Below are 25,363 nucleotides of genomic sequence, written 5' to 3' on the forward strand. Positions count from 1 at the left end.
TTCCGGGTTTATCGCAGGTCCTCGCTTCGGGCCGACGACAGTTTGTCGATCAGATCATCCAGCGACATCGGCCGCCCGAACAGGTAGCCCTGCGCGTATTTCACCCCCAGCTCACGCAGCAACTGTACCTGAGTGATCGTCTCGACGCCTTCCGCGATCATTTCCAGGTTCAGCGCCTTCGCCATTTCGATGATGTGCAGCACCACATGGCTGGTGGCCGCGTCGGTGCCAAGCGTGTCCACGAAGGACTTGTCGATCTTCAGGCAATCGATCTTGAACGACTGCAGGTAGGCCAGGCTGGAATAGCCGGTGCCGAAATCATCGATGGCGACGCGTATGCCGAGCGTGCGGATTTCCTGGATCACCTCCCTGGCGATGTCCGCGTTCAGAAAACCGCGCTCGGTCGCCTCCACCAGCAGATTGCGCGGATCAACACCGGCAGCGCGGAAAAGTCTGCGGAGCCGGTCGACGGTTTCGCGGGACTGCAGGTCCGCCGATGTCAGGTTGATGCCGACGTGGAAGTCGCGGTCCGCCTCGAGGACCCGCGGCAGGTCGCGCGCGACGATCTCCATCACGCGCTCCGTGATGCGTTGGCCGAGCCCGTTGTCCTCGGCGGCGGGGATGAACAGGTCCGGCCGCATGACCTCGCCATTGGTACGGCGCCACCGGATCAGCGCCTCGGCGCCCACCCACTTCCCGGTGGCCAGCTCCACCACCGGCTGATAGGCGAGGAAGATCTCCCGGCGCCGCAGCCCGGCCTTCAGCACGGAGGGAAACGACAGCTGCAGGCGCGCCAGGTAAAAGATGGCGAGCGAAAGCACCCCCCCGGCGACGATGCCCAGCGGCACCAGCAGCAGGGTGAAGGCACGCGCGCGCGCGTCCAGATACCGCACCGGCAGGGCGGCGATGGTGCCGGTGGCGAACCGCGGCGAGCGCACCACGGCAACCACATATTCGCCGTCGAAGAATGTCGTCTGGCTGCGCTCCTGTGACCGGTCGATCCACTCCTGCTTGATGAAACCGCGGGAAGAGCGGATTTTCCTGTCATCCGGCGTATAGGTGGCCAGCGAAACATCTTCCTCGTCGGTCGAGGTATCGAGACTCAGCTCCCGGCTGATGAAGGTGGCGAAACTGCCGCGCTGTATCACGGTGAATGCGGTATCCCGCGCGAGCGGCAGTTTCACGTTGGTCCGCACGGCCGAGCCCGTCGAGGTGACCCGCTCGACCGGCCCGAGTGGCACCTCGGTTCCATGTCGTCCCAGGGCGGAGCAATCCAGATAATCGTCGGACACATGGCCGATAAGCTTGATATAAGCGGATTCAAGCGCGACCTGGCGCATCAATTCGATGCCGGCGTCCGAGCAGGCATCGACGGCAAGCGCGGTCTCCAGCTTCCCGATCGCGACGCGGATCTGTTCGGCGATGCGGTCCGACCGGCGCAGCACATCGCGCGCGTACTCCAGTACGCGATCCATTTCGCTATCGAGGCTCTGCCGCCGGGCGAGATCGATGGAGAAAAGGATGGGCGCGGCCACGGCGATGAAGCCCGCGATCACAGCCACGATCAGCGCAACAGTCTTGTTCACAGGACCTCCCCCAGTCCCGCGTACCGATGTGTCGGCGAACGATTACAGCGGCTAATACTACAACAAACTTTTTCCAGCATCTAACCGCCGCGCATCTCCTTCGAAATTGTGTGTATATGCGCATCGTAACATCAGGACATGGCACGATGGCGGGCGCGGCCGGACATTCTTTGAATCATCTCTGCGGCTCTCCGCGAGCACAGTACACGCCCGCCGGCAAAGCTGCGATAATCGTGCGGGAATACCTTGACCAGCTCAGGAAATACGCTTGATGAACGAGACGATCACTCTTATCGAGAAATACTACGCCGCCTTCAATGCCGGTGACATGGATACCTTCCTCGGCCTGCTGACTGACGATGTCGTGCACGACATCAACCAGGGCGCACGTGAGACCGGCAAGGCGGCCTTCCGCGCCTTCATGGGGCGCATGAACGGCGCCTACAAGGAACGCCTGACCGATATCGTCGTGATGGCCGGCGCCAATGGCGCGCGCGCCGCCGCCGAGTTCGTCGTGCTGGGCGAATACCTGCGTGGCGAACCGGGCCTGCCGCCGGCGCACGGACAGAAATATCGCCTGCCCGCGGGCGCCTTTTTCGAGGTGCGCGGGGGCAAGGTCGCACGCGTGACCAACTATTACAACCTGCAGGACTGGATCGCGCAGGTCGCCTGAATCGTGGCCGAGCCCGATATCACCTTCAGGACTCTCCGCGGACGCGCCATCGAACCCTGGCTCGGCGTCCTGGCGCGTCTGCGCATCGATGTTTTTCGCGACTATCCCTATCTGTATGACGGCAGCCTGGACTACGAGGAAAACTATCTGCGCGCCTACGTCGAATCCCCCGACAGCCTCGCGGTACTGGCCTGCGACGGCGACACGCCGGTCGGCGCAACGACCGCGCTGCCGCTGGCGGACGAGACGGAGGAATTCCGGCGCCCGTTTTCAGCGGCCGGTTATGAGGTGGAGCGCATCTTCTACTGCGCCGAGTCGGTGCTGCTGAAACCTTACCGCGGGCGGGGCATCTATCCGCGCTTCTTTGCCGCGCGCGAGGACCACGCCCGCGCGCTCGGACACTTCGACTGGAGCGCCTTCTGCGCCGTGCAGCGGCCGGACGATCATCCGCTGCGGCCCGCCGATTACGCCCCGCTCGATCCGGCGTGGACGCGTTATGGCTACGTGCCTCACCCGGAGCTGGTGACGAGCTTCGCCTGGAAGGATCTCGGTGAATCCGCCTCCTCGGCCAAGCCGATGGTGTTCTGGCTCAAGCCGCTCCGGGAGAATCCGCAATGAGCGCGCCCTTCCGCGTCGCCACCGCGCAGTATGACATCGGCTTCTTCGCCGACTGGTCCGCCTATGAGGCCAAGATCGCGCGCTGGATCGATGAGGCCGCCACGAATGGCGCGAAGCTGCTGGTCTTTCCCGAGTACTTCAGTATGGAGCTGGCCTCGCTGTTTGGACCGACGGTGTATTCCTCATTGGAGAAACAGCTTGACGCGCTGCAGGGTCTGTTACCGGACTTTCGCGCGCTGTTCACCGCGCAGGCGCGCAGGCATGGTGTACACATCGTCGCCGGCAGCTTCCCGGTGCGCGAGGTGGACGGCGGGTATCGCAACCGCGCTCACCTCTTTCATCCGGACGGCCGCAGCGACTTCCAGGACAAGCTGCAGATGACGCGCTTCGAGGACGAACAGTGGCTGATCCGCCCGGGCAGCGCGCTGCGCGTGTTCGATACCGCGCTCGGATGCCTTGGCATAAACATCTGCTACGACGCCGAGTTCCCGCTGATCGCGCGGCGCCAGGTCGAGGCCGGCGCGGAACTGATCGTCGTCCCGAGTTGCACCGACACCCTCGCCGGTTACTGGCGCGTGCGCATCGGCTGCCAGGCGCGCGCGCTGGAAAACCAGTGCCATGTCGTGCAGGCGAGCACCGTGGGCGCGGCGCCGTGGTCGGAGGGGGTGGACGTCAACACGGGCGCCGCCGCGATCTACACCCCGGTCGACCGCGGCTTCCCCGCCGACGGCGTGCTCGCGATCGGCGAACTCGACCGGACACAGTGGGTCTACGGCGACGTAGATCCCGCCGCGATCGAACGCGTGCGCGCGAACGGTCAGGTATTCAACCACCGCGACTGGACGGGGCAGACGCGCGGCGGCGAGGCGCGCTGACGACCTCCGGCGACGGATGCGAACCCGCCCGGGGTCAGAGACGGATGAAGTACGGGACGATCATCAGCGCCGCGCCGATCGCGACCAGCAGCAGCGTGCCGGAAACGAAATAGGGGTAGATCATCAGGACCAGCCCGCAGACCAGCGGCACCACGGCCCGCTGCTTCCTGCCATAGATGAAGTAGCCCAGCCCGATCGAGCTGAACAGCAGACCCCACAGCAGCGGCGCCGTGTCCAACCCGGTGTCCGCCGTCAGGCGATGGCCCGCACCACGCCGCCGTCGACGCGCAGCGCCGCGCCGGTGGTGGCCGAGGCCTGCGCGCTGCAGACGTAGGCGATCATCGCCGCCACCTCGTCCGGGGTGGTGAAGCGCCGGAGGATCGAGGAGGGCCGCGCGGCCTCGAAGAATTCGCGCTCGATGGTCGCGACGTCCACGCCGTGCGCCGCCGCCATCCCGGCCACGAATTCGCCGACGCCCTCGGAGGTGGTCGGCCCGGGCAGCACGCTGTTGACGGTGACGCCGGTGCCGGCGAGGCTCTCGGCCAGGCCGCGCGCGACCGCGAGCTGCGCCGTCTTGGTCATGCCGTAGTGGATCATCTCGACCGGGATCTGCAGCGCGGACTCGCTCGACACGAACACGATGCGTCCCCAGTTGCGCGCGCGCATGCCGGCCACGTAATGGCGCGCCAGGCGGACGCCGCTGAGCACGTTGGTCTCGAAGAAACGCAGCCAGTCCTCGTCCGGAATCTCCCCGAAGGGTTTCGGCTCGAAGATGCCGAGATTGTTGACGAGGATGTCGAGTTCCGGCAGGCGCCGGATCAGGGCCTGGCAGCCGGCGGCGGTGGAGAGATCGGCGGCGATGCCGTCGACGGACGCGCCGGGGAAGGCGGCCTGCAGGTGGTTCACCGCCGCCGCCACCCGCGCCTCCGTGCGGCCGTTCACCGTCACGCGCGCGCCTTCCGCCGCCAGCGCCTGCGCCGCCGCGAGCCCGATGCCCGCGGTCGATCCCGTCACCAGCGCCCGTTTGTCACGCAGACCATAGTCCATCGCACTTCCTCCCGGCCGCCGCCGTTCGTTTCGAGATGTCAGCCGTTCCTGTCGCGCACGTCGTCAACGGGACGACCGCCGAGTATCTTGCGGCCGGTGAACAGCGCGGAAATGAGGTTGCCGCCCTCCTTCACCTCCGTCGCGATCACCGATGCCACGTGCACGACCACGACCACCAGAAGGGCGTAAAAACCGTACAGATGCACCGACCCGAACGGCTTGCGCCAGGCGCGCATCTCCTTGTAGATCGCCTCGTCGTACATCGCGGGCGCGTAGGGCTTCAGCGTCGCGGGGTCCACCCCCGGCGCCGCCACCCATTGCGCGATCCAGTGCCCCAGCGGCGGATAGAACAGGTCCGTTCCGGCCAGAACCAGGCCGGTCAGCGCCATGACCGCCAGGAGCAGAAGCAAAACGGCAACCCCCAGCCGGCCGGCGGGGTTGTGTCCCACATACGGTTCCGGCCGGCCGGCGCGGAAGGCCGCGACATAGCGGCGCAGCGCTTCGAAGTACCCCCTGCCCCCGGGCAGGATCGCGCGCCAGCGGGCATAGCGGTTGCCGAGAAAGGCCCAGGCGAAACGCCAGAGCAGATTCAGCGCGAAGACATAGCCGACCCAGACGTGAAGGGTCTTCAGGGCGGCCTTGCCGTCGTTGGTAACCCCGAGGCCGCCCGCGTTCAGGATCGTGAGGCCGATCCCCGCCAGCGCGAGGACGCAGAGCACGTTGATCCAGTGAAACCAGCGCGTGCCGGCATCCCAAACCGGATAGACCTTCAATTCGGACATACTCCCTCCCTGGCCGGACCCGAGGGTCGCGGCGACTCACGATCGGGGATTGTACACCGGCCGCACCCCCTGCCGGACGCATCCGCCATGTAACCGGCGGGCGTATTCACGCAACACCGATGAAACCCTGGATCCCCGTCATGATCATCTGGGCGGCCAGCGCCGCCAGGATCAGCCCGGTCAGCTTGCTCAGGATCGAGATGCCGCGGACACCCAGACAGCGCTGGATATAGGAACCGGCGAGCAGGATGGCGGCGACGCAGGCCACCGCGAGCAGCAGCGCCAGGCTGCCGATCATTTTGGCCGCCAGCGTGTCCAGTTCCGCGCCCAGGACCAGCAGCGTGCCGGTGGTGGCCGGCCCGACGATGATCGGCATCGCCAGCGGGACCACGGCGACATCGCCTTCGCGGGCCGCATCCGCCGCGCCGGTACGACCCTGGACCAGCGCGATGGCCGACAGCATCAGCAGCACGCCAGCGCCGATGCGGAAGGCATCCAGCGTGATGCCGAACAGGGAGAAGATCTGCTGACCGGCGAAGAACAGCACCAGACACAGCACCGCCACCGCCAAGGAGACTGCCAGCGCGAGCCGGCGCCGGCGTCCCGCGTCGTAGCCCTCGGTCATGCTGAGGAACATCGTGAGGCCGAAGAACGGCGTCAGCACGAAGAACAGCTTGATCCAGAGACTCAGGAACAGCGCCACGGCGACCCCGCCCGGATCACTTCTCGTCCTTGGTATAGGGCTCGTGCAGTTCCACCGGTTTCGCCGCACGCTTGCGCACGCGCAGGTTGATGGCCTCCACCGCGACCGCGAAGGCCATGGCGAAGTAGACGTAACCCTTCGGGATGTGGTGATCGAAGCCGTCGGCGACCAGCACCACGCCGATGACGAACAGGAAGGCGAGCGCCAGCACCTTGATGGTCGGGTGCGCCGAGACGATCCGGCTGATCGGACCGGCGAAGAACATCATCAGCGCGACCGAGGCCACGACCGCCGCGACCATGATCTCCACGTGATCGACCATGCCCACGGCGGTGATGATCGAGTCGAGCGAGAAGACGATGTCGATGATCGCGATCTGCACGATGACGGCCCCGAAGGTGGCGCGCACCGCCGAGGAGGTATGCCCCGGCTCGCCCTCCAGCAGCTGGTGGATCTCCATCGTGCTCTTCCACAGCAGGAACAGGCCGCCGCTGATCAGGATCAGGTCGCGGCCCGAGATCTCTTCCGCGAAGACCGTGAACAGCGGCGCCGTCAGCCCAACGATCCACGCCAGCAGGAACAGCAGGCCGATGCGCGTGAACATGGCGAAGAACAGCCCGAGCCGGCGCGCCAGCGCGCGCTGCGCCTCCGGCAGCTTGTCCACCAGGATGGAGATGAAGATGATGTTGTCGATCCCGAGCACCAGCTCGAGGGCGGTCAGCGTAACGAAGGCGATCCAGGCGTTCGGGTCGGACAACAGCTCGATCATGTGGCCTCTGGCGGGATTGCGGGAATCGAGGCTGATTATACAGGCAACAACGTCACTGGTATAACCGGCGGAAAACCCGCGCCGGGCTCGGATATACCCTTGAATTTCGCAGGGGACAGATTTACAAATCTGTCCCCATTCCATTCCTTTTCCCGATAGTGCGAACCAGCGCGACTGCCAGACTATCCTGCTATCTGTCAGTGCTGAAATTGCGGATGATGGTCATGCCCCGGAACGGCATGGTGGGCATGATCGCTGAGCTGAGCATCGAACCACTCGTGGATGGCGGTGACCAGCTTTGCGTCGCCGGATGAATAGTCGATCTCGGCGCCAGCGGGCAGTTCCTTATATATAATCTCAATCTCGCCCGGCCGCGCCACCCTCAGCGCCGCCAGCCCAGGCATCCCGTCGCCATGGATCCAGGCCGGATCGGAGAAATTGCCCCGACGGAATTCCCGCGCGATCTTCGACAGGTGTTCGCGTATCAGCGCGATCTGCGCCTGATCGCCGTCATCCTTGGCCAGCACCTGCTGCACACCGCCCCGATCCGTTTTCGTGAACACATGCGTCGTCCGCTCCAGGCTGAACGGCATGACCTGCGCGCCGCGCCCGGCGACCTCATCGAGCCTTTGCCCGGAAGCCGGTTCCGCCGCCTGCGCTGGACACGCCACCGACAGCATGACCGACAGGAACACGAATAAATGCCTGTCCACCCCGTCCCCGTATGACATTCGATTCCAGGTCACCATTCCACTTGGGGACAGATTTTAAATCTGTCCCCTGACAGATATACAGATAAATCGAATCTAGGCCTTCTTCACGAACTCAGACTTCAGGCCCATCGCGCCGATGCCGTCGATGCGGCAGTCGATGTCGTGGTCACCGTCGACCAGGCGGATGTTCTTCACCTTGGTCCCGACCTTGACCACGGTGGACGAACCCTTGACCTTCAGGTCCTTGATCACCGTCACCGCGTCGCCGTCCTTCAGCTCGTTTCCGAAAGCGTCGCGCACGACGCGCTTCTCCTCAACCGTCTCCGCCGCGGCCTGCGGCGACCATTCATGGGCGCATTCGGGGCAGATGTACATGCCCGCGTCTTCATAGGTGTACTCGGAATGGCATTGGGGGCATTTGGGTAGATTACTCATTCAGATCCTTGTCACAGATTGATACGTCGACACAGAGAAAAGGATACCAACCCCACAATTCGAGGGTTCAGGAAAGAAAACCGTGGTCTGTCCCCGATTGTTTGCGATTGTTAGTCATACCTCCATGCGGCTCCTTAGCTTATCCCAAGTCCACAACGCTCGATCTATGATCCGTAAATCAATGTCGCATTCTCGCGCGAGACCACGAACTTCGGATGCAACCAATGAGTAAAACTCAAAATCCTCGTACGATGCAGATTCTGCGAGGCCAAGCGCGGCCACAACTCGAACATCTAGAATTGGAAATTGATCTGGTCTCATCCAGTGGAGAATCGCAGAAGCAGTGCGAAGAGCTACGCCCTGCAACTGCATGAGCGCAGCAAGTGCACTCGCGTCATTGGCAGCCGTGAACGCCTTGGCAGTAGCAGCACGAATACTCTCGATGGAGTTGCTCTGATAGTGTGAGGTGTTGCGAACAGACTTCCAGCGAGCAACTCGAACAAAGAGATCTTTTGAAAGGAAACCCTGCTTTCTGGCCTCAGCGAAATCCTGCTCAAAACGTCGCTCTTCTGTAGCTTCCGTTGAGTTAATCAGTTCCCAATACACTGTAGATAACCTTATGATTTCACCACAATCTCGGAATGGGAATGCGTTGCTCTCCAGCGGTATAGGGGATGTTGTCGCTACTCGCGCGGATGAAATTGATGGCTCATGTGCGGGCATCGGCTTGGGCACTATCGTCGACCCAAAGGCGCGCCGAATGAATTTACGAGCATTCTCAATTTCATTGGGGTAGCCAGGTCGAGCGCAGACATCAGCTGATGGCTGACTACCATACCAGTTATTCTTCTTTTCTACTCCATCGATAGATGCAAAACCCGCGCGCCACTGCGTAGAGAGGTGAACGGAGTTCTTGGGGTAGGTCCTTGCACGATTACCAATGAACCTGAAGTAGAGCGCTGGAGCACCTGCAATCTCGGTACGATACCAGTCAGCGCTCGAAGTTGGCTGTCCGCCGCCCAGCTGGCTCACAAGCGTAAAAAGGCTCTCACCGAACGCTCTCAGATCTGCATTTGCGTCATCAATCAACATAACTTTTGGAAAGTACGTTTTCTGTTCAATAGTTAATTTAGGCGAAATCGGTGCTATTGGTGAATAGCATCGCCCCCCTTCTCCGCCCAGACTCCACCAGCATACCTTTACCTATCTCATGGATGAAAGCCTGAAATGGGCCTTAGACTGCTAGAACGGCATCTGAATCAGGCCACACTCGCCTTCCGCGCCTTCTTCCCGAACACCAGCACCCCGTCCTTCAGATCCGCCTCGATGACATCGCCGTCGGCGAAGCGGCCGGCGAGGATCTCGTTGGCGAGCGGGTTCTCGATCGCGGTCTGGATGGCGCGCTTGAGCGGGCGCGCGCCGTAGACCGGGTCGAAGCCGGCCTCGCCGAGCTTGTCGAGCGCGGCCTCGGTGACGGTGAGATCCATGCCGCGGTCGCGCAGGCGCTTCTTCAGGAACGCGAGCTGGATGTCGGCGATGGAGCGGATCTGCCGCGCGTCGAGCGGGTGGAACACGACCACCTCATCGACGCGGTTGATGAACTCGGGACGGAAGTGGCCGCCGACGATCTCCATCACGGCCGACTTCATCTTGTCGTAGTTGTCCTCGCCGGCTAATTCCTGGATCACCTGCGAGCCGAGGTTCGAGGTCATCACCACCACGGTGTTGCGGAAGTCCACGGTGCGGCCCTGGCCGTCGGTCAGGCGGCCATCGTCGAGCACCTGCAAGAGCACGTTGAAGACGTCGGGGTGCGCCTTCTCGACCTCGTCGAGCAGGATGACGGAATAGGGCTTGCGCCGCACCGACTCGGTCAGGTAGCCGCCCTCCTCGTAGCCGACGTAGCCGGGCGGCGCGCCAATCAGGCGCGCGACCGAGTGCTTCTCCATGAACTCGGACATGTCGATGCGCACCATCGCCTGGTCGGTGTCGAACAGGAAGGCGGCGAGCGACTTGCACAGCTCGGTCTTGCCGACGCCGGTGGGACCGAGGAACAGGAAGGAGCCGTAGGGCCGGTTGGGATCGGACAGGCCGGCGCGCGCGCGGCGAATCGCGTTCGATACCGCCTTCACCGCCTCGTCCTGGCCGACCACGCGCTGGTGCAGCGCCTCTTCCATGCGCAGCAGCTTGTCGCGCTCGCCCTCGAGCATCTTCGACACCGGGATGCCGGTCCATTTCGACACCACCTCGGCGATCTCCTCTTCGGTGACGCGATTGCGCAGCAACTTCATCTGCGAGGTATCGGTCTTGCCGGCGGCGGCCAGCTGTTTTTCCAGTTCGGGGATACGGCCGTACTGCAGTTCGGACATGCGCGCGAGGTTGCCGGCGCGGCGCGCGGTCTCCAGCTCCAGGCGCACGCGGTCGAGCTCCTCCTTGATGTGCTGCGCGCCCTGCACGGCGAGCTTCTCGCCCTTCCAAACCTCCTCGAAGTCGGCGAACTCGCGCTCCAGCCTGGCGATCTCCTCATTGAGGGTCGTCAGGCGCTTCTTCGAGGCCTCGTCGGACTCCTTCTTCATCGCCTCGCGCTCGATCTTGAGCTGGATCAGGCGGCGCTCCAGCTTGTCCATCGCCTCCGGCTTGGAATCGATCTCCAGGCGGATGCGGCTCGCCGCTTCGTCGACGAGATCGATGGCCTTGTCGGGCAGGTTGCGGTCGGTGATGTAGCGATGAGACAGCGTGGCCGCGGCGACGATGGCCGGGTCGGTGATATCGACGCCGTGGTGCACCTCGTACTTCTCCTTCAGGCCGCGCAGGATGGCGATGGTGTCCTCGACGCTCGGCTCGTCGACCAGCACCTTCTGGAAGCGGCGCTCCAGTGCGGCGTCCTTCTCGATGTATTTGCGGTACTCGTCCAGCGTGGTGGCGCCGACGCAGTGCAGCTCGCCGCGGGCGAGCGCCGGCTTCAGCATGTTGCCGGCGTCGATGGCGCCCTCGGCCTTGCCGGCGCCGACCATGGTGTGCAGCTCGTCGATGAACAGGATGACGCGGCCTTCCTGCTTGGCGAGGTCGTTCAGCACCGCCTTCAGGCGCTCCTCGAACTCGCCGCGGAACTTGGCGCCGGCGAGCAGCGCGCCCATGTCGAGCGACAGCACGCGGCGGTCCTTCAGGCCCTCCGGTACCTCGCCGTTGACGATGCGGCTGGCGAGACCCTCGACGATGGCGGTCTTGCCGACGCCGGGCTCGCCGATCAGCACCGGGTTGTTCTTGGTGCGGCGCTGCAGCACCTGCACGGTGCGGCGGATCTCGTCGTCGCGGCCGATGACCGGGTCGAGCTTGCCCTGCTCGGCACGCTCGGTCAGATCGATGGTGTATTTCTCCAGCGCTTGACGGCTCTCTTCGGCGTTGGGGTCGTTGACCTTCTGGCCGCCGCGCATCGCATCGACGGCCTGTTCGATCGCGCCCTTCGATGCACCCGCCTTGCGCAGCAGATTGCCGAACTCGCCCTTGTCCTCCAGCGCGGCGAGCACGAACAGCTCGCTGGAGATGTACTGGTCGTTGCGCTTCTGCGCCAGCTTGTCGGTGACGTTGAGCAGGCGCCCAAGGTCGTTCGAGACATGCACCTCGCCGGGCGTGCCCTCGACGCGCGGCAGGCGGTCGAGCAGGCCGTCGAGCTGGTCGCGCAGTGCGTTGACGTTGACGTCGGCCTGCGCGAGCAGGTGGCGCACGGTCCCGCCCTCCTGATCGAGCAGCGCCGTCATCAGATGCGCCGGCTCGATGAACTGGTGGTCGCGTCCGACGGCGAGGCTCTGGGCGTCGGCGAGCGCCATCTGGAATTTGGTGGTCAGCTTGTCCATGCGCATGGCAATGCACTCCGCGATTCTGCGTTTTGTTGATCGATTGACTGGGTTTTCGAATCCCTGTGCGGCGGGATGGCGCGCTCTGCGGCGGCCACCGGCCTGTTATTCCCCCAGTGATATAGGGCCATTCGGCGGGACATTCAAGCGCGACGATACAGCCCGGATGCGGGTGTGCGGGGCCGGGGTCCGGGGAACGGGCATCCCCGGATTCCGCTGCGCTCCATCCGGGCTACGGGGCGGCCGTACGGCAGGCCGCGCCTGATCGCATCCTCGTGCATCTCTAAATGTAGCCCGGATGCAGGCGCGGAGCGCCGGAATCCGGGGAAACCTGGGGCCCCGGTTTCCGCGTTGCTCCATCCGGGCGACGGGGAGCATGACGTGATTAGAGCTTACTTCAGGACCTGATCGAAGAAGTCCTGCATCTCCTTCCAGGAGGCCTCGTCGGCCGCCTTGTCATAGGCCAGCGGGAGGTTGAACTCCTTGCCGAACGCGTCCGCTCCCGGATTGGTGAAGCTGTGCCTGGCGCCGGGATAGACGATGAGCCGGTAATCCGCCTTCGCGGCGTCCATCTCCTGCTTGAACTGCTCGACCTGCTCCGCCGGGACGAAGGGATCGGCGCCGCCGGTCAGGACCAGGAGTTTCGCCTTGATGGCGCCGGGCTCGGCCGGGCTGACCGGGGCGAGGGTCCCGTGGAAGCTGACCACGCCCTTCAGATCAGCGCCGTAGCGGGCCATCTGCAGGGCCACCGCGCCGCCGAAGCAATACCCGATGGCCGCGATGCGCCGCGGGTCGACGGTCTTTTCCTGGCGCAGCACTTCCAGCGCGCCGTTGAAGCGCGCCCGCGCCAGCGCCTGGTTCTTCATGACCTCGCTGGAAAACTTGCCGGCATCGTCGGGGTGATGGGCCTGTTTCCCGTCGCCGTACATGTCCAGCGCGAAGGCGGTATACCCGAGTTCCGCCAGCATGCGCGCGCGCTTGCGGGCATAGTCGTTCATGCCCCACCATTCGTGCACGATCAGCACGCCGGGGCGTGCGCCCTTGATGGCATCGTCGTAGGCCAGATAGCCCTTGAGGGTGGTGCCTTCGACGGTGTAGTCGACTTCCTTCGTGACGACGGCGGCGTTCGCCGCGCCGAGCGCGAGGGTGAACAGAAGCGTGCCGATCCAGAGCGATTTCATGACGTCTCTCCTTGCCGTGTCGTTTGGTGACGTGGGCCAATTATCCGCATTTGCGGCCGGGGATGCCACGGCGCCCGGGAAGGACGGGGCATTTTCCGGCGCGCATGTACAATGAACCCCTCCAGCCGACGGATATGTGACAATCGGCCGGAGCCGACGACGCGAGGCGACGAGGAAGCAGGGCCATGCAGACAGACTCCCGGGCAAGGACCGGACCGAATGCCGTCATCGTGGGCGAGGACGTGCGCCGCGCGCTCGCCGAGGACGTCGGCGGCGGCGACGTGACCGCGCGCCTGGTGCCGGAGGGGCTGCGCGCCGAGGGGGCGGTCATCAGCCGGGAGGCGGCCGTGCTGTGCGGGCGGGCCTGGTTCGAGGCGGTGTTCGAACAGCTCGGCGGCGGCGTGTCGGTGGAATGGGCGCTGGCCGATGGCGCGCCGGTCACCGCGGGAGAGACACTGTGCCGCCTAGGGGGGCCGGCGCGCACGCTCCTCACCGGCGAGCGCACGGCGCTCAATTTCCTGCAGACCCTGTCCGGCACGGCGACCCGGACCGCGGCCTACCGCGCGCGCATCGGCGACCTGCCGGTCGTCCTGCTCGACACCCGCAAGACGCTGCCGGGGCTGCGCCACGCGCAGAAATACGCCGTGCGCTGCGGCGGCGGCGCCAACCATCGCCTCGGACTCTACGACGGCATCCTGATCAAGGAGAATCACATCGCGACCAGCGGCTCGATCACGCGGGCGATCGAGAACGCCCGCGCGCTCGCCAGCGGCCTGCCGATCGAGGCCGAGGTCGAGGACCTCGCGGGCGCGGCCGAGGCGATCGCGGCCGGGGCCGACATCGTGCTGCTGGACAATTTCGACCTCGACACCCTGCGCGAGGCCGTCGTCCGCCACCGGGGACAGGCCCTGCTCGAGGCCTCGGGCGGCATCACGCTCGACAACATCCGCGCGATCGCCCTGACCGGGGTGGATCGCATCTCCATCGGCGCATTGACGAAGGATGTTTTTGCGACCGACCTCTCAATGCGTTTGCACTTTGTCCGATAAAAAGCCTAAGACTCTGAAAATCCGGGCATAGACGCCGGGGATCGACGGGGTACCCGGGGGACATGGTCTGCGGCCAATCCCATATTATCTTTTTGTTTTTGTTATATAAAATCGGAAATCGACCATGTCATCGTCACCGGCACAGAAGCTCAAGCCCAGCCACATCCTCCCGATTCTGCCGCCGCCGCTGGCGGAGATCGACATCAAGAACGCCCTCAAGGCCGGGGAGCGGATCGAGCTGGTGCTGCATGACGGCGCCACCCTGTCCGGGACGCTGCAGAAGTTCCTGCGCGACGAGAAGTCCATTACCGTCACGGTGGACGGTGGCGCTCCCCAGGACATCCCCTTCGCCAAGTTCCGCTATTTCCAGCTCCCGCAGCCGCGCGCCTGGGCCCCGGAGCAGCTTGCGCCGGAACAGTCCGCCCAACCGGCCAACCAGGGTTCGCGCATCCTCCAGTACCGGATCGAGCTGAAGGACGGCAGCACCCTGTCGGACGTCACCCTGGGATACCGCAGCGATGCCGGCGGGCTGTACCTGTATCCCCTGTTGGAGAACCAGCGCTATTACCACACCTTCGTGCCGCACAGCTCGACGGAACAGTACCGCCTGACGCCCGGGGAAGCACCGGCGGATTCGGCGCAGGAGGCCGCGGCCGGCGCCGAGATGGACGCAGAGCCCGGCGTCGATCTGAAGAAGATCGAGACCACCGAGATGCTGGAGGAGGTGCTGCGCAACCACAAGGAAGCCCCGAAGCTGCGCCTGGGCGAAATCCTGGTGAAGGAGAAGCTGATCACCCAGCACAATCTGGACGAGGCGCTGGCGGCGCAGAAGAACTATCGCGCGCAGGGCAAGAACGTGCAGCTCGGCCAGGTGCTGATGGATCTCGGCATCATCAACATGAGCGAGATCATGCAGGCCCTGTCCGAGAAACTCGGCATCCCGTTCATCGACCTCGTCAATTTCAAGATCAACCCGGAGGCGATCAAGTACATCCCGGAGGAAATGGTGCGCCAGTACGGCATGGTGCCCATCCACAGCTTCAACAACAAGCTGGTGGTCGCGCTGGAAAATCCGATGGACCGCGAGGCGCTCGACGCCGCCCGCTTCCACTCGAATCTCTTCATCGAACCGGTGATGGCCTCGAAGTCCGCGGTCGAGAACACGATCACCACGCTGTATACCATGTCGAGCATCGACAGCGAGTCGCTGGACGATTACACAGTCGGCTATGACGACACGGAGAAGGACAACGACGAGGAGTACGGCGAGACCTCGGTGCAGGACAACGTCATCGTCAAGCTGGTCAACAAGATCGTCATCGATGCCTACCAGCAGGGCGCGTCCGACATCCATATCGAACCCTATCCGGGCAAGAAGAAGACCATCGTGCGCATCCGCAAGGACGGCGACCTGAAGAACTACTACGAGATCCCGGCCAAGATGCGCAGCGCGGTGGTGGCGCGCATCAAGATCATGGCCGATCTCGACATTTCGGAGAAGCGCAAGCCCCAGGACGGCAAGATCGACTTCAAGAAATTCAGTTCGCTGAAGATCGAGCTGCGCGTCGCCACCATCCCGACGGCGGCCGACCTGGAAGACGTGGTCATGCGCATCCTGGCAAGCGGCGAGCCGGTGCCGCTCGACAAGATCGGGCTGTCCGAGCGCAACGAGGCCACGCTGAAGCGCATGATCTCCAAGCCCTACGGCCTGATCTTCGTGTGCGGTCCGACGGGATCGGGTAAGACGACCACGCTGCACTCCGTGCTCGGCTACCTGAACACGCCGGACGTGAAGATCTGGACCGCGGAGGATCCGGTCGAAATCACCCAGCGCGGCCTGCGCCAGGTGGAGGTGAAACCGAAGATCGGCTTCAACTTCGCCGCCGCCATGCGCTCCTTCCTGCGCGCCGACCCGGACATCATTATGGTCGGTGAAATGCGCGACAAGGAGACCACCAGCATGGGCATCGAGGCCTCGCTCACCGGCCACCTCGTGCTGTCCACCCTGCATACCAACACGGCGCCCGAGACCGTCACGCGCCTGCTCGACATGGGCATGGATCCCTTCAACTTCGCCGACGCCCTGATCGGCATCCTGGCCCAGCGCCTGGCCAAGCGGCTGTGCGTCAAGTGCAAGGAGGCCTACGAGCCCACGAACGAGGAAATCAGGGAGATGGTCGCCGAGTACTGCTATGAGCTGGTCTCGCCGTCAGCCCCCGAGGACGAACGGCGGGCCTTTCATGACGGCGTGCTGAAGGAATGGCGGGAAAAATACACCCAGGACGGGAAATTCACGCTCTACCGTCCCAAGGGCTGCAAGACCTGCGACGATACCGGCTACAAGGGCCGTCTGGGTATCCACGAACTGCTGTACGCGACCAGCGCGATCAAGAAGCAGATCCTCGAACACGCGCAGGTGTCCGAAATGCTGGGCACGGCGCTGAATGAAGGCCTGCGCACGCTGAAGCAGGACGGCATCGAGAAGGTGCTGCAGGGACTGACCGACCTGCATACCGTCCGCACCGTCTGCATCAAATAGGGAATAACGGGGACAGATTTATTAATCTGTCCCCAGTACCGGATCAAGTAACCCCCGACGCAGATCCCGCCAGGCGATGGGGACAGATTAAATAAATCTGTCCCCATTTTTGCATTTTTGTTCATTTTGTTTGTTAACGCACCTCGAAGCGCGGCAGCGGCGTGTGTTCCGCGCGCTCGCAGCGCACCTCGGTGACCTGCGCGTTCGGCGGGCCCTGCCACAGCCAGTCCTGCAATCGACGCAGGGCGCGTTCCTCGCCCATCGCCACCAGTTCGACCCGGCCGTCGGGCAGGTTGCGCACCCAGCCGGTCAGTCCCAGCAGCTCGGCCTCGCGCCGGGTGGAGGCGCGGTAATACACGCCCTGTACGCGGCCGGACACCAGGCAACGGATACAGGGGACCCGAATCGTCTGCGTCATACCGAAAACCTGCACGTGGCTCACGGGAAACGGCTTTTCATGCCCGCGGCCGTCACGTAATATCTGCCCCGTTGAACGGCCATTATATACGCGGCGGCGCGATCCGGGTCCGTCGCGTCATTCCCATTGCACCCGAACGGAAGGCGACACCATGAGCAGCGGCACGCATCGCATCGAGAAAGACAGCCTGGGCGAAATCCGGGTTCCCGACCAGGCCTGGTACGGCATCCAGACCCAGCGCGCGGTGGACAATTTCCCCATCAGCGGCCGGCGGCCCGATCGCGACTTCGTGCTCGCCCATGTGCGCATCAAGCGCGCCGCCGCGGTCGCCAACCGGCAGTCCGGCTGGCTGGAGGGCAACATCGCCGTGGCGATCATCGACGCCGCGGACCGCATCCTCGCCGGCGATCACCTCGACCAGTTCGTGGTCGACCGTTTCCAGGCCGGCGCCGGCACCAGCCACAACATGAACAGCAACGAGGTGATCGCGAATATCGCGAATGTCGCGCTCGGCGGCAAACGGGGCGAATACACGCCGGTGCACCCCAACGATCACGTCAACATGGGGCAGAGCACCAACGACACCATCCCGACCGCCATCCGGCTAGCCGCGCTCGCCAAGCTGCCGCGCCTGTGCACGGCGGTGCGCGCGATGGCGGATGAGTACGCGGCGATCGCGGCGCGCGAGATGGACACGGTCAAGAGCGGCCGCACGCACCTGCAGGACGCGGTGCCGACCACGCTCGGGCGCGAATTCGCCGCCTATGCCTGGACCCTGCGCCGCTGCGCCGACCGGATCGAGGGCGCGCGCGCCTCGCTGTGCGAGATCGGGCTCGGCGGCAGCGCCGCCGGGACCGGCCTGAACACCGCGCCCGGCTACGCGGCCAATGCCGCGGCCGAGCTGGCCCGGCTGACCGGCGAGGCGATCCGCCCCGCGACCGACCTCGCCGCCCAGATGCAGTCGCTGCACGACATGCAGCGGCTGTCCTCCGCGCTGCGCGACCTCGCGCTCGAGCTCACGCGCATCGCCAACGACATGCGCCTGCTCGCCTCCGGCCCGCGCACCGGCCTGGGCGAGATCGTGCTGCCGGCGGTGCAGCCCGGTTCCAGCATCATGCCCGGCAAGGTCAATCCGGTGATGTTCGAGATGCTGAACCAGGTGTGCTACCAGGTGCTGGGCCAGGACGCGGCGGTGGCGGCGATGACGCAGGCCGGCCAGCTCGAACTCAATGTGATGATGCCGGCGCTGGGCTCGGCGCTGTTCGACGCCATGGACTGGCTGACGAACGCGATCGATGCGGCGACCGAGCGCAATCTGAAGGGACTGCGCGTGGACCGCGAGCGCTGCCGGGAATTCCTGCATGCCAGCGTCGGACTCGCCACGCTGCTCAACACCCGCATCGGTTACGCGGCGGCGGCCGAGGTGGCCAAGGCCTCCGAGCGTAGCGGACGTCCGGTGCGCGAAGTGGTGGCGGAGCGCGGCCTGCTGTCGGCGGAGGAGTTCGACGCCCTGGTGCTGAAGGCGGCGCGCGACGGGCGTCTGGACTAGATCGCGGCGCTAGTGCGCGGCGCCGGACTTTTCCGGGCCCGGACCGCCCCCGTGCTCGGCGGCGTGGGACAGGTAGATGGCGAGGCCGATCAGTGTGATGCCGCCCGCCAGGTAGAGCAGGTCGAGCGGGTTCGCAAATTCCATCGCGATGGCGTGCTCGAAATACTTCACGATCAGGATCATCAGGATCACCTTGGCGAGGCGCGACTTGAGATCGTCCAGATTGTCGATCAGCAGCACGTTGGAGGAATTCTCCGCGTGCGCCGCCTGGTCGATCTTGCTGATGAAGAGCTCATACAGGCCGAGCGCGAAGATCAGCATCACCGTCGCCAGCAGATAACCGTCCACGATCTCGACCACGTGAGTGATGGTGGTGCCGCGCAGCTCGCCGCGCGCGTGACCCTCGAGCGCGGGCGAGGCGTATTCGGCCAGATGCGCCAGCATGTAGACGGCATCGACGGTGGCCATGTAGAACATCGCCATGCCGGCCAGCAGGCTGGAGATCACCGCCAGGAGCACGATATAGCGGCTGTTCCAGAGCGCGCCCTCAAATGCCCGTTCGATGCGCTTCATCACTGTGGGTTCAGGGTGCGGCGGGCTGTTGCAACAGTTTCCTGGCCTCATCGGCGAGGCGGATGGCTTTCTTGTCCTTGCCCTCGGTGGCCGCCTGCATGGCGCCCAGCAACAGCTCGGTGGCCTGCTGCACCGCGTCTTCGGCGGCACTCGTGCGCGCGATCTCGCCCTCGGCCTCCCGGATGGCGAGGGTGACGTTGCGCGCCTTCAGCGCCTCGCTCCTGGCCACCACCGCATCATGCCGCGCACGGCTGAAGTAGCGCAGCTCGAGTTCGCGCTCGGCCTCTTCCAGGTAGTCGACGGCGATACGGAGATTGCGCGAGGCGTAATCACGCGCACCGGCCTCATGCGCCGCCTGCACCGACTGGCGGGCGTCGCTCATCTCCTGCGTCGGGGCGATGGCGCAGCCGGCCAGCGCGGTCATCACGAGGACCGCCGCCCCGCCGCGCCTAACCATCGTTGCGAACATGGCTTGCGTACATATCGGATAATCTCGAAAAACACCCGACGAACATCGCCAAGGTCTCGTTTTTATTGGCAAACTATCACCGGCCCTATAGGCTGTCAAGAAACAGCGGGGTAGAATACCGTGACCCCCGACAGACCGGTGGAGTGACCTCATGAACGTGACCATCTACCACAATCCGCGCTGCTCGAAATCGCGCCAGGCGCTCGAGCTGCTACGCAAACATGGCATCGAGCCCACGATTGTGGAGTATCTGAAAAACCCGCCGGGGAAGAAGGAACTGAAGTCGCTGCTCGAGCGCCTGGGCATGAGCCCGCGCGATCTCATGCGCAGGCAGGAGGCGCCCTATCGCGAAAACGGGCTGGACGACCCCAAACTCGGCCGTGAACAGCTGATCGCCGCCCTGGCGGAATACCCTATCCTGATCGAGCGCCCGATCGTGGTGACGGACGCAGCCGCCGTCGTCGCGCGCCCGCCCGAGAAGCTCCTGGACCTCCTGTAGCCATGCCCGACATCCTCGTCCTGTATTACAGCCGTCATGGCAACGTAGCCGCCATGGCACACAAGATCGCGCACGGGGTGGAGGAAGTGCCCGGATTTCGCGCGCGCCTGCGCACGGTGCCTGCCGTTTCGACGGTCTGCGAGGCGACCGAGGACAGCATCCCCGCTGCCGGTCCACCCTACGCGAGCCACGACGATCTGGTGGAATGCGCCGGCCTGGTGCTGGGCAGCCCGACGCGCTTCGGCAATATGGCGGCGGCGCTCAAGTATTTCCTCGACGGGACCAGCAGTCTCTGGCTGTCGGGCGCGCTCATCGGCAAACCGGCCGCCGTCTTCACCTCGACGGGGACGCTGCACGGCGGGCAGGAAAGCACCCTGCTGTCGATGATGCTTCCCCTGCTCCACCATGGCATGCTCCTGCTCGGCCTGCCATACAGCGAAGCCGATCTGATGAACACCGCCAGCGGCGGCACGCCCTACGGCGCCAGCCATACCGCCGGGCTCAATGAAAGCCGTCCGCTGACCGAGGAGGAGAAACGTCTGTGCCGCGCGCTGGGTCGGCGCATCGCCGAGACCGCGGCACGGCTCACGGAGAACGCCTGACAGAAATCCTGAGTGGATGCCTGCCGGGTCAGGCCGGTCGGCTGCCGCCAGACAGCCTGCCGACATCCGGCACCGGGGCTCCATACGCGGCATACTGCCCGCCGCCAGGCCATGACTCGAAGCGGTACCCGTAATCCTCGATGTCCCGCCTGAACATCGCGCCGGCGATTTCCGCCGTCTCGGGGGTGTAATAGCTGGAGTAATGATTTCTGCGCGTCGCCTCCACATGCGGAAGCACGACGGGCGGGAGACTACGCTCCTTCAGCATGCGCAGGAGATCGTCGTGCAGGTTCTCATAGCGGAGCACGTAATCAAGCGGCTCGTCGAGAATCTCGTGATAAAACAGGGATTGATATTTCTCGACCGGGTGCGGCTTCAACTGCGCGAGAAACGCCTTCATGTCCCGGCAGGATTCGCCATCCTGTTCGGAGTGCCACGAGCCCGTCGACCACATGGAGACCAGCCTGTCCCAGGGGTTTCTAACGATGGTGAACTTGATGAAACTGTTCCAGATCTCCTCGCCGTATCGGGCGCGTGTCTGTGAAGCGGACAGATGCTTGCTGGGCAGATCTATGCAGCACCAGTCGATGCCCGCACACGCGGTCTCGATGCTGGTGCCTCCCGTGCGGGCGATGTGAATGAACAGCAAACGCCGATTGAAATCGATCATGCCCGAATACCGCCCCATGGCTGCCGTTGCGGCGATTCGCGCGCGAACGTGATAGACCATCCATCGCACGGTAACGACGACGCCACATTCCAAGACCGCCGAACATCGGCGACCCGCCGCTACCGTACCCGAGAAAGGCTAAGGTCGGATTGAGCAATTATTCGGAAGAAAGTTGGCAATTATCGAGGAACCGCCGTCCGGTCCTCTTCCGCGCCGGGGGAATTGCCGGCGGCGGGGGCGGGTTCGTAGCGATAGCCGGCGCCGTAGACCGACTGGATGATCTCCATATCCGGCAGCAGACCGGCCAGTTTTTTGCGCAGCTTCTTGATATGGCTGTCGATGGTGCGATCGGAAACGACCCGGCTGTCCTTGTAGATGCGATCCATCAGATAGCCACGCGAATAGATCCGACCCGGCTCACGGTAAAGCGTTTCCAGCAGCTTGAACTCGACCGTGGTCAAAACCACGCTGCGATCACCCGCCCACACCCGATGACTGTTCTCGTCGAGCGTTACCACGCCTCCGCCCGGAGTGGCATGCCCCGGAGTGGCCAGCCGCCGCATGACCGCCTTGATGCGCGCAATGGCCTCCCGCGGACTGAATGGCTTGCAGATGTAGTCGTCGCCGCCGAGCTCGAGGCCAAGCAGACGGTCTATCTCCTCGACGCGCGCCGTGATGAAGATGATCGGCACCTGACTGAAGGAACGTATTCCCCGGCAGATCTCCAGCCCATCCATTCCCGGCAGCATGATGTCCAGCAGGATCAGGTCCGGCTGGTTCTCGCGCACCCACGGTATCACCTTCTTCCCATCACGGAGCGCGAACGTCGTGTATCCCGCGTCGGCCAGGTAATCCTGCAGCACCTGCACCAGCTTGGCTTCATCCTCCACCACCAGAATTCGCTGCGAATCTATGTCATTCATATCGATACCGGTCCTATAAAGGCAAGGTTATCCGTACCCACAAACCGCCCAGGGTGGAGTGTTGCGCGGTGATGCTTCCGCCATGGGCATGCACGATATTACGACAAATCGCCAGACCAAGTCCCGCGCCGCCGTAGACCAGGCTACGGGATGTCTCGACACGATAGAGCCGGTCGAACAGACGGGGCAGGTCTTCTTCCGGTACGCCGGGGGCGGAATCCATGAAATCCACAATCAGCTGCCTGCTGTCCTTGCCCACACGGATGATCAGGCGTCCGCCTGCATCGGTGTAGCGAAGTGTATTGCTCAGCAGGTTATAAAACAGCTGCTCCAACCTGTCCGGATCCGCGTTGATCGACAGCGGTTCCGTGAGTCGATTTTCCAGTGTGGCCTCCAGGTTCCGGGCACGAAACTCCTCGGCATGCGCCCTGAGGTCATCCTCCAGGATGGCGACGGGATCGACCCGGGTCTTGCGGTATTGCAAGCCACCCAGGTCTGTCATCGACAGCTCGTAGAGATCATCCACCAGCCGGCCGAGGCGCAGGATTTCACCGTGCAGTGAATTGATCGCGTCGATATCCATCTGACGCACGCCATCCTGCATCGCCTCGATCTCACCGCGGAGCACCGAAAGCGGCGTGCGTAATTCATGCGAGATGTCCGCCACCCACTGTCGGCGTATTCGTTCGTTCTGCTGCAATGCCTCGGCCAGGCTGTTGAAATCCCGCGCGAGCTGCCCCAGCTCATCCCTGGCTGTCACCGGCACGCGCACCTCATAATCCCCGTCGGCAAGATCACGCGAACCACTGGTGATTGCGCCCAGGGGTTCCAGTACCCGGTTTGCAAAAGCATAGGCCAGTGCCGCCGACACCAGCATCACCGTCAACACCATCAGCGCGAAGGCGTCGGTCTGCTGATCGAGGAAATGCCCTGCGCGCAGATCCGAGATCGAGGGTCCGGGCAGGATCCCCAGATATCCGACGGTACGCCTGTTGACGATGATCGGTCGCAGTGTCAGCAGATCCGCCAGTTCGGGGTCTCCGTAAATGATGGAACGATCCGCATCGAGCAGCATGACGCGACGATCGGCTCGCAGGAACCCGCCCTCGACCATCTTGACCTTGGCCAGCAGCGCCTCCTCCAGTTCGCGTTCCGTCCGCTCGTCTTCCGCGTCATCCCGGGGAGGGCGGTGGATCATAATGTGCTCGCTATCGCCGAGCAGCATTTTGGCCCAGACCAGCTGATCCTCATCGAGTCGCTGCCATCCGCCGCTCTCGATGTACTCATTCTTCAAATGCTCTGCAATGCCACTGAACCGCGCCTGCTGGCGATCGTCCAGGTACCGCACGAACAGGCCTTCGAGGGAAAACTCGATAAAGATGACCATGCTCCCCGCTACCAGTCCGATGGTGAGGAACAGCACCAGAAAAAGCTTATGTCTGATCGAAAGATTCATGGACCTTCACGCGGCTCGGGAAACCATGACCGCGTGCAAAGCTTATACCTAAAGCCAGGCAATTCAAAAATTGAACTCCTATGGCGTCATCGCCCAGCGCTGAACTCACAGCAGCCACGGGACTCGGGTATGGGTGATTCCTTCGGGATGGCAGGTCCGTCAGCGGGTACTATTCGCGCCGGGCAGGATAACTTTAGAATGGAATTTCCTGCGCGGCGCCCACCTGGTCAGACAGATGAAAACGAAAACCGCCCATGGGGCTGTGATTGCGTGAGGACTCGCCAATTTGGCGTAAATGAATAAAAACGAGAAAAAAAGGGGGGGCACAAGCCCCCCCCGAGCCGAAACGTTACCACTAACGCGGATATACCTTGGGAGTGGGTATATCCTGGGCCAGAGTTCGACCCATACGGCTACTACTACAAACTTGCGATTACGTGATCAGGGCGGGCCGGATGGCGCAGCACCCAGATCCCACAGGGCCGCATCCCAGTCCCACGAGCCGTTGGCCGAGAAGGTGCCCAGCGGACCGACCGAGGAGTAGGTCGAGGTACCGGCCGGGAGATTCGTGCCCGGAGCGGTGACCCCGATCGTTCCCCAGTTGCGGAACTGCTGGTAACCGAACTGACGCAGCGAGGCCGCGTAGTTACCCGGCATATCGGCGCCGATCCAGACCGCGCTGATACCATCCGTCGAGGCATAGGCCAGTGCCGGCATGACCGTACCACCCAGCGTGCCGCCCACGGTCGGCATGAACGCCGCGCCGTCGATGGAGGCGTAGGTGAACTTGCCCGGGTTGGTACCCTGGACCTGGTCGATGCGCTGACGCGCATTGCCGTTCACGCCGTCCTGCTGGAAGGTCTGACCCGCCGTGGCGATGGTCTGGTTCATGTACATTTCCGCACCGCCACCGCCACTGGTCGGGATCGTGATATCCCCGTCCGAACGGAAGGAGGCCTCGAACAGCTTTACGCGGAAATCCATGCCGCCATCGACAATGCCCTGCGAGACCGCGACGTTATTGGTGTTGACGCCGCTGGCAAGCGTTTCAGCTTCCTGCCAGAAGGCCAGGCCCGCAGCCGTCGTGCCGTTGGCGTTCTCCTCCGTCACGATGGTACGGATGAAGGCGACGCCGGTACCCGGATCGGTCACCTGCTGCATCAGCAGGCCGTTGCTGGTCGCGTCCAGGGAGACGCAGGTCCAGCCACCGACCGAACACTCGACCGAGGTGTCCGTGATGGTGCCGTTGGTGGCCGAGAACTGGTCGAAGCTCAGCGGACCGTTCCAACCTGCGGCGGAACCCGCCAGGGCAGCACCCGAAACCAGCAAGCCCCCCGCGGACGCCATCGCTAAAGCTATATATTTGCGATTCATGATTACTCT

26 protein-coding genes are annotated in these 25,363 nt (G+C 63.9%); 8 read left to right on the top strand and 18 right to left on the bottom strand.

Annotated features, from left to right (window positions below):
• Positions 1-8: 8 nt before the first annotated feature.
• On the bottom strand, positions 9-1,586 hold the full coding sequence (locus IPM20_07930) for an EAL domain-containing protein (GenBank protein MBK9131542.1): 1,578 nt from the start codon (positions 1,584-1,586) through the stop codon (positions 9-11).
• 271 nt (positions 1,587-1,857) lie between these two features.
• Between IPM20_07930 and IPM20_07935 the strand changes: the two genes are divergently transcribed.
• Genes IPM20_07935 through IPM20_07945 form a run of 3 tightly spaced genes read left to right on the top strand, consistent with a single transcriptional unit; the run spans position 1,858 to position 3,752 of the window.
• On the top strand, positions 1,858-2,259 hold the full coding sequence (locus tag IPM20_07935) for a nuclear transport factor 2 family protein (GenBank protein ID MBK9131543.1): 402 nt from the start codon (positions 1,858-1,860) through the stop codon (positions 2,257-2,259).
• An 18-nt stretch (positions 2,260-2,277) separates the two neighbouring features.
• Positions 2,278-2,877 carry a GNAT family N-acetyltransferase gene (locus IPM20_07940; protein ID MBK9131544.1) on the top strand — a complete coding sequence of 200 codons (600 nt, stop codon included), beginning with the start codon at positions 2,278-2,280 and terminating at the stop codon, positions 2,875-2,877.
• Positions 2,874-3,752: a carbon-nitrogen hydrolase family protein gene (locus IPM20_07945; protein ID MBK9131545.1), complete on the top strand. Its 879-nt coding sequence runs from the start codon at positions 2,874-2,876 to the stop codon at positions 3,750-3,752. The genes IPM20_07940 and IPM20_07945 overlap by 4 nt, the downstream gene beginning before the upstream one ends.
• A gap of 34 nt (positions 3,753-3,786) precedes the next feature.
• Here the strand turns inward: IPM20_07945 and IPM20_07950 are convergent, their stop codons facing one another.
• The 10 genes from IPM20_07950 to IPM20_07995 all read right to left on the bottom strand — a co-directional run bounded on the left by IPM20_07950 (position 3,787) and on the right by IPM20_07995 (position 13,233).
• The gene (locus IPM20_07950) at positions 3,787-3,990 is read right to left on the bottom strand and encodes a hypothetical protein (GenBank protein MBK9131546.1); all 204 of its coding nucleotides are present in this window, start codon (positions 3,988-3,990) and stop codon (positions 3,787-3,789) included.
• Positions 3,991-4,004: 14 nt separating this feature from the next.
• The gene (locus IPM20_07955; protein MBK9131547.1) at positions 4,005-4,799 is read right to left on the bottom strand and encodes an SDR family oxidoreductase; all 795 of its coding nucleotides are present in this window, start codon (positions 4,797-4,799) and stop codon (positions 4,005-4,007) included.
• A 38-nt stretch (positions 4,800-4,837) separates the two neighbouring features.
• Positions 4,838-5,581: a cytochrome b/b6 domain-containing protein gene (locus tag IPM20_07960; protein MBK9131548.1), complete on the bottom strand. Its 744-nt coding sequence runs from the start codon at positions 5,579-5,581 to the stop codon at positions 4,838-4,840.
• 106 nt (positions 5,582-5,687) lie between these two features.
• Complete coding sequence (locus tag IPM20_07965; GenBank protein MBK9131549.1) at positions 5,688-6,320, bottom strand: MarC family protein; 633 nt, start codon at positions 6,318-6,320, stop codon at positions 5,688-5,690.
• The gene (locus tag IPM20_07970) at positions 6,301-7,053 is read right to left on the bottom strand and encodes a TerC family protein (protein ID MBK9131550.1); all 753 of its coding nucleotides are present in this window, start codon (positions 7,051-7,053) and stop codon (positions 6,301-6,303) included. Before IPM20_07970 ends, IPM20_07965 begins: the two co-directional genes overlap by 20 nt.
• A 197-nt stretch (positions 7,054-7,250) precedes the next feature.
• Positions 7,251-7,733, bottom strand: a complete 483-nt coding sequence (locus IPM20_07975; protein ID MBK9131551.1) for an aspartate carbamoyltransferase — start codon at positions 7,731-7,733, stop codon at positions 7,251-7,253.
• A gap of 126 nt (positions 7,734-7,859) precedes the next feature.
• Positions 7,860-8,201: an alkylphosphonate utilization protein gene (locus IPM20_07980; protein ID MBK9131552.1), complete on the bottom strand. Its 342-nt coding sequence runs from the start codon at positions 8,199-8,201 to the stop codon at positions 7,860-7,862.
• A 114-nt stretch (positions 8,202-8,315) separates the two neighbouring features.
• Entirely contained in the window at positions 8,316-9,293 is a 978-nt protein-coding gene (locus tag IPM20_07985) for a hypothetical protein (protein ID MBK9131553.1), read from the bottom strand.
• A gap of 167 nt (positions 9,294-9,460) precedes the next feature.
• Positions 9,461-12,058 (bottom strand): ATP-dependent chaperone ClpB, encoded by a 2,598-nt coding sequence (gene clpB / locus IPM20_07990; GenBank protein ID MBK9131554.1) that lies wholly within the window; start codon positions 12,056-12,058, stop codon positions 9,461-9,463.
• Between the two features lie 386 nt (positions 12,059-12,444).
• On the bottom strand, positions 12,445-13,233 hold the full coding sequence (locus tag IPM20_07995; GenBank protein MBK9131555.1) for a dienelactone hydrolase family protein: 789 nt from the start codon (positions 13,231-13,233) through the stop codon (positions 12,445-12,447).
• Between the two features lie 185 nt (positions 13,234-13,418).
• Here IPM20_07995 and nadC point away from each other — a divergent pair, with 185 nt between their 5' ends.
• Both nadC and tadA read left to right on the top strand, forming a co-directional pair.
• Positions 13,419-14,282, top strand: a complete 864-nt coding sequence (gene nadC, locus IPM20_08000) for a carboxylating nicotinate-nucleotide diphosphorylase (GenBank protein ID MBK9131556.1) — start codon at positions 13,419-13,421, stop codon at positions 14,280-14,282.
• A gap of 664 nt (positions 14,283-14,946) precedes the next feature.
• A complete protein-coding gene (tadA, locus tag IPM20_08005; GenBank protein MBK9131557.1) occupies positions 14,947-16,821 on the top strand; it encodes a Flp pilus assembly complex ATPase component TadA in 1,875 nt (624 codons plus the stop codon).
• Positions 16,822-16,954: 133 nt separating this feature from the next.
• Here the strand turns inward: tadA and IPM20_08010 are convergent, their stop codons facing one another.
• A complete protein-coding gene (locus IPM20_08010) occupies positions 16,955-17,239 on the bottom strand; it encodes an acylphosphatase (protein MBK9131558.1) in 285 nt (94 codons plus the stop codon).
• A 151-nt stretch (positions 17,240-17,390) separates the two neighbouring features.
• Here IPM20_08010 and IPM20_08015 point away from each other — a divergent pair, with 151 nt between their 5' ends.
• Positions 17,391-18,788, top strand: a complete 1,398-nt coding sequence (locus tag IPM20_08015) for an aspartate ammonia-lyase (GenBank protein MBK9131559.1) — start codon at positions 17,391-17,393, stop codon at positions 18,786-18,788.
• Between the two features lie 9 nt (positions 18,789-18,797).
• On the opposite strand, the gene IPM20_08020 is transcribed toward IPM20_08015, so the two are convergent.
• The gene (locus IPM20_08020; GenBank protein ID MBK9131560.1) at positions 18,798-19,361 is read right to left on the bottom strand and encodes a YqhA family protein; all 564 of its coding nucleotides are present in this window, start codon (positions 19,359-19,361) and stop codon (positions 18,798-18,800) included.
• Positions 19,362-19,371: 10 nt separating this feature from the next.
• A complete protein-coding gene (locus IPM20_08025) occupies positions 19,372-19,788 on the bottom strand; it encodes a DUF4398 domain-containing protein (GenBank protein ID MBK9131561.1) in 417 nt (138 codons plus the stop codon).
• A gap of 193 nt (positions 19,789-19,981) precedes the next feature.
• Between IPM20_08025 and arsC the strand changes: the two genes are divergently transcribed.
• Complete coding sequence (arsC, locus tag IPM20_08030; GenBank protein MBK9131562.1) at positions 19,982-20,329, top strand: arsenate reductase (glutaredoxin); 348 nt, start codon at positions 19,982-19,984, stop codon at positions 20,327-20,329.
• 2 nt (positions 20,330-20,331) lie between these two features.
• Complete coding sequence (wrbA, locus tag IPM20_08035) at positions 20,332-20,931, top strand: NAD(P)H:quinone oxidoreductase (GenBank protein MBK9131563.1); 600 nt, start codon at positions 20,332-20,334, stop codon at positions 20,929-20,931.
• A gap of 28 nt (positions 20,932-20,959) precedes the next feature.
• On the opposite strand, the gene IPM20_08040 is transcribed toward wrbA, so the two are convergent.
• The 4 genes from IPM20_08040 to IPM20_08055 form a co-directional block, all read right to left on the bottom strand.
• Positions 20,960-21,601 carry a sulfotransferase family 2 domain-containing protein gene (locus tag IPM20_08040; protein ID MBK9131564.1) on the bottom strand — a complete coding sequence of 214 codons (642 nt, stop codon included), beginning with the start codon at positions 21,599-21,601 and terminating at the stop codon, positions 20,960-20,962.
• Between the two features lie 179 nt (positions 21,602-21,780).
• Positions 21,781-22,524: a response regulator gene (locus IPM20_08045; GenBank protein ID MBK9131565.1), complete on the bottom strand. Its 744-nt coding sequence runs from the start codon at positions 22,522-22,524 to the stop codon at positions 21,781-21,783.
• 13 nt (positions 22,525-22,537) lie between these two features.
• Positions 22,538-23,980 carry a HAMP domain-containing protein gene (locus IPM20_08050; protein MBK9131566.1) on the bottom strand — a complete coding sequence of 481 codons (1,443 nt, stop codon included), beginning with the start codon at positions 23,978-23,980 and terminating at the stop codon, positions 22,538-22,540.
• Positions 23,981-24,421: 441 nt separating this feature from the next.
• A complete protein-coding gene (locus IPM20_08055; protein MBK9131567.1) occupies positions 24,422-25,354 on the bottom strand; it encodes a hypothetical protein in 933 nt (310 codons plus the stop codon).
• Between the last annotated feature and the right edge of the window lie 9 nt (positions 25,355-25,363).

The organism is Gammaproteobacteria bacterium (assembly GCA_016716465.1).
Taxonomy (GTDB): Bacteria; Pseudomonadota; Gammaproteobacteria; order SZUA-140; family SZUA-140; genus JADJWH01.

Coding starts and splice junctions, on each gene's coding strand:
- IPM20_07935 (MBK9131543.1), top strand. CDS start 1,858: ATGAACGAGACGATCACTCTTATCGAGAAATACTACGCCGCCTTCAAT.
- IPM20_07945 (MBK9131545.1), top strand. CDS start 2,874: ATGAGCGCGCCCTTCCGCGTCGCCACCGCGCAGTATGACATCGGCTTC.
- IPM20_07955 (MBK9131547.1), bottom strand. CDS start 4,799: ATGGACTATGGTCTGCGTGACAAACGGGCGCTGGTGACGGGATCGACC.
- IPM20_07960 (MBK9131548.1), bottom strand. CDS start 5,581: ATGTCCGAATTGAAGGTCTATCCGGTTTGGGATGCCGGCACGCGCTGG.
- IPM20_07970 (MBK9131550.1), bottom strand. CDS start 7,053: ATGATCGAGCTGTTGTCCGACCCGAACGCCTGGATCGCCTTCGTTACG.
- IPM20_07975 (MBK9131551.1), bottom strand. CDS start 7,733: ATGCTGTCGGTGGCGTGTCCAGCGCAGGCGGCGGAACCGGCTTCCGGG.
- IPM20_07980 (MBK9131552.1), bottom strand. CDS start 8,201: ATGAGTAATCTACCCAAATGCCCCCAATGCCATTCCGAGTACACCTAT.
- IPM20_07985 (MBK9131553.1), bottom strand. CDS start 9,293: ATGTTGATTGATGACGCAAATGCAGATCTGAGAGCGTTCGGTGAGAGC.
- clpB (MBK9131554.1), bottom strand. CDS start 12,058: ATGCGCATGGACAAGCTGACCACCAAATTCCAGATGGCGCTCGCCGAC.
- IPM20_07995 (MBK9131555.1), bottom strand. CDS start 13,233: ATGAAATCGCTCTGGATCGGCACGCTTCTGTTCACCCTCGCGCTCGGC.
- nadC (MBK9131556.1), top strand. CDS start 13,419: ATGCAGACAGACTCCCGGGCAAGGACCGGACCGAATGCCGTCATCGTG.
- tadA (MBK9131557.1), top strand. CDS start 14,947: ATGGACGCAGAGCCCGGCGTCGATCTGAAGAAGATCGAGACCACCGAG.
- IPM20_08010 (MBK9131558.1), bottom strand. CDS start 17,239: ATGACGCAGACGATTCGGGTCCCCTGTATCCGTTGCCTGGTGTCCGGC.
- IPM20_08015 (MBK9131559.1), top strand. CDS start 17,391: ATGAGCAGCGGCACGCATCGCATCGAGAAAGACAGCCTGGGCGAAATC.
- IPM20_08020 (MBK9131560.1), bottom strand. CDS start 19,361: ATGAAGCGCATCGAACGGGCATTTGAGGGCGCGCTCTGGAACAGCCGC.
- arsC (MBK9131562.1), top strand. CDS start 19,982: ATGAACGTGACCATCTACCACAATCCGCGCTGCTCGAAATCGCGCCAG.
- wrbA (MBK9131563.1), top strand. CDS start 20,332: ATGCCCGACATCCTCGTCCTGTATTACAGCCGTCATGGCAACGTAGCC.
- IPM20_08040 (MBK9131564.1), bottom strand. CDS start 21,601: ATGATCGATTTCAATCGGCGTTTGCTGTTCATTCACATCGCCCGCACG.
- IPM20_08045 (MBK9131565.1), bottom strand. CDS start 22,524: ATGAATGACATAGATTCGCAGCGAATTCTGGTGGTGGAGGATGAAGCC.
- IPM20_08050 (MBK9131566.1), bottom strand. CDS start 23,980: ATGAATCTTTCGATCAGACATAAGCTTTTTCTGGTGCTGTTCCTCACC.
- IPM20_08055 (MBK9131567.1), bottom strand. CDS start 25,354: ATGAATCGCAAATATATAGCTTTAGCGATGGCGTCCGCGGGGGGCTTG.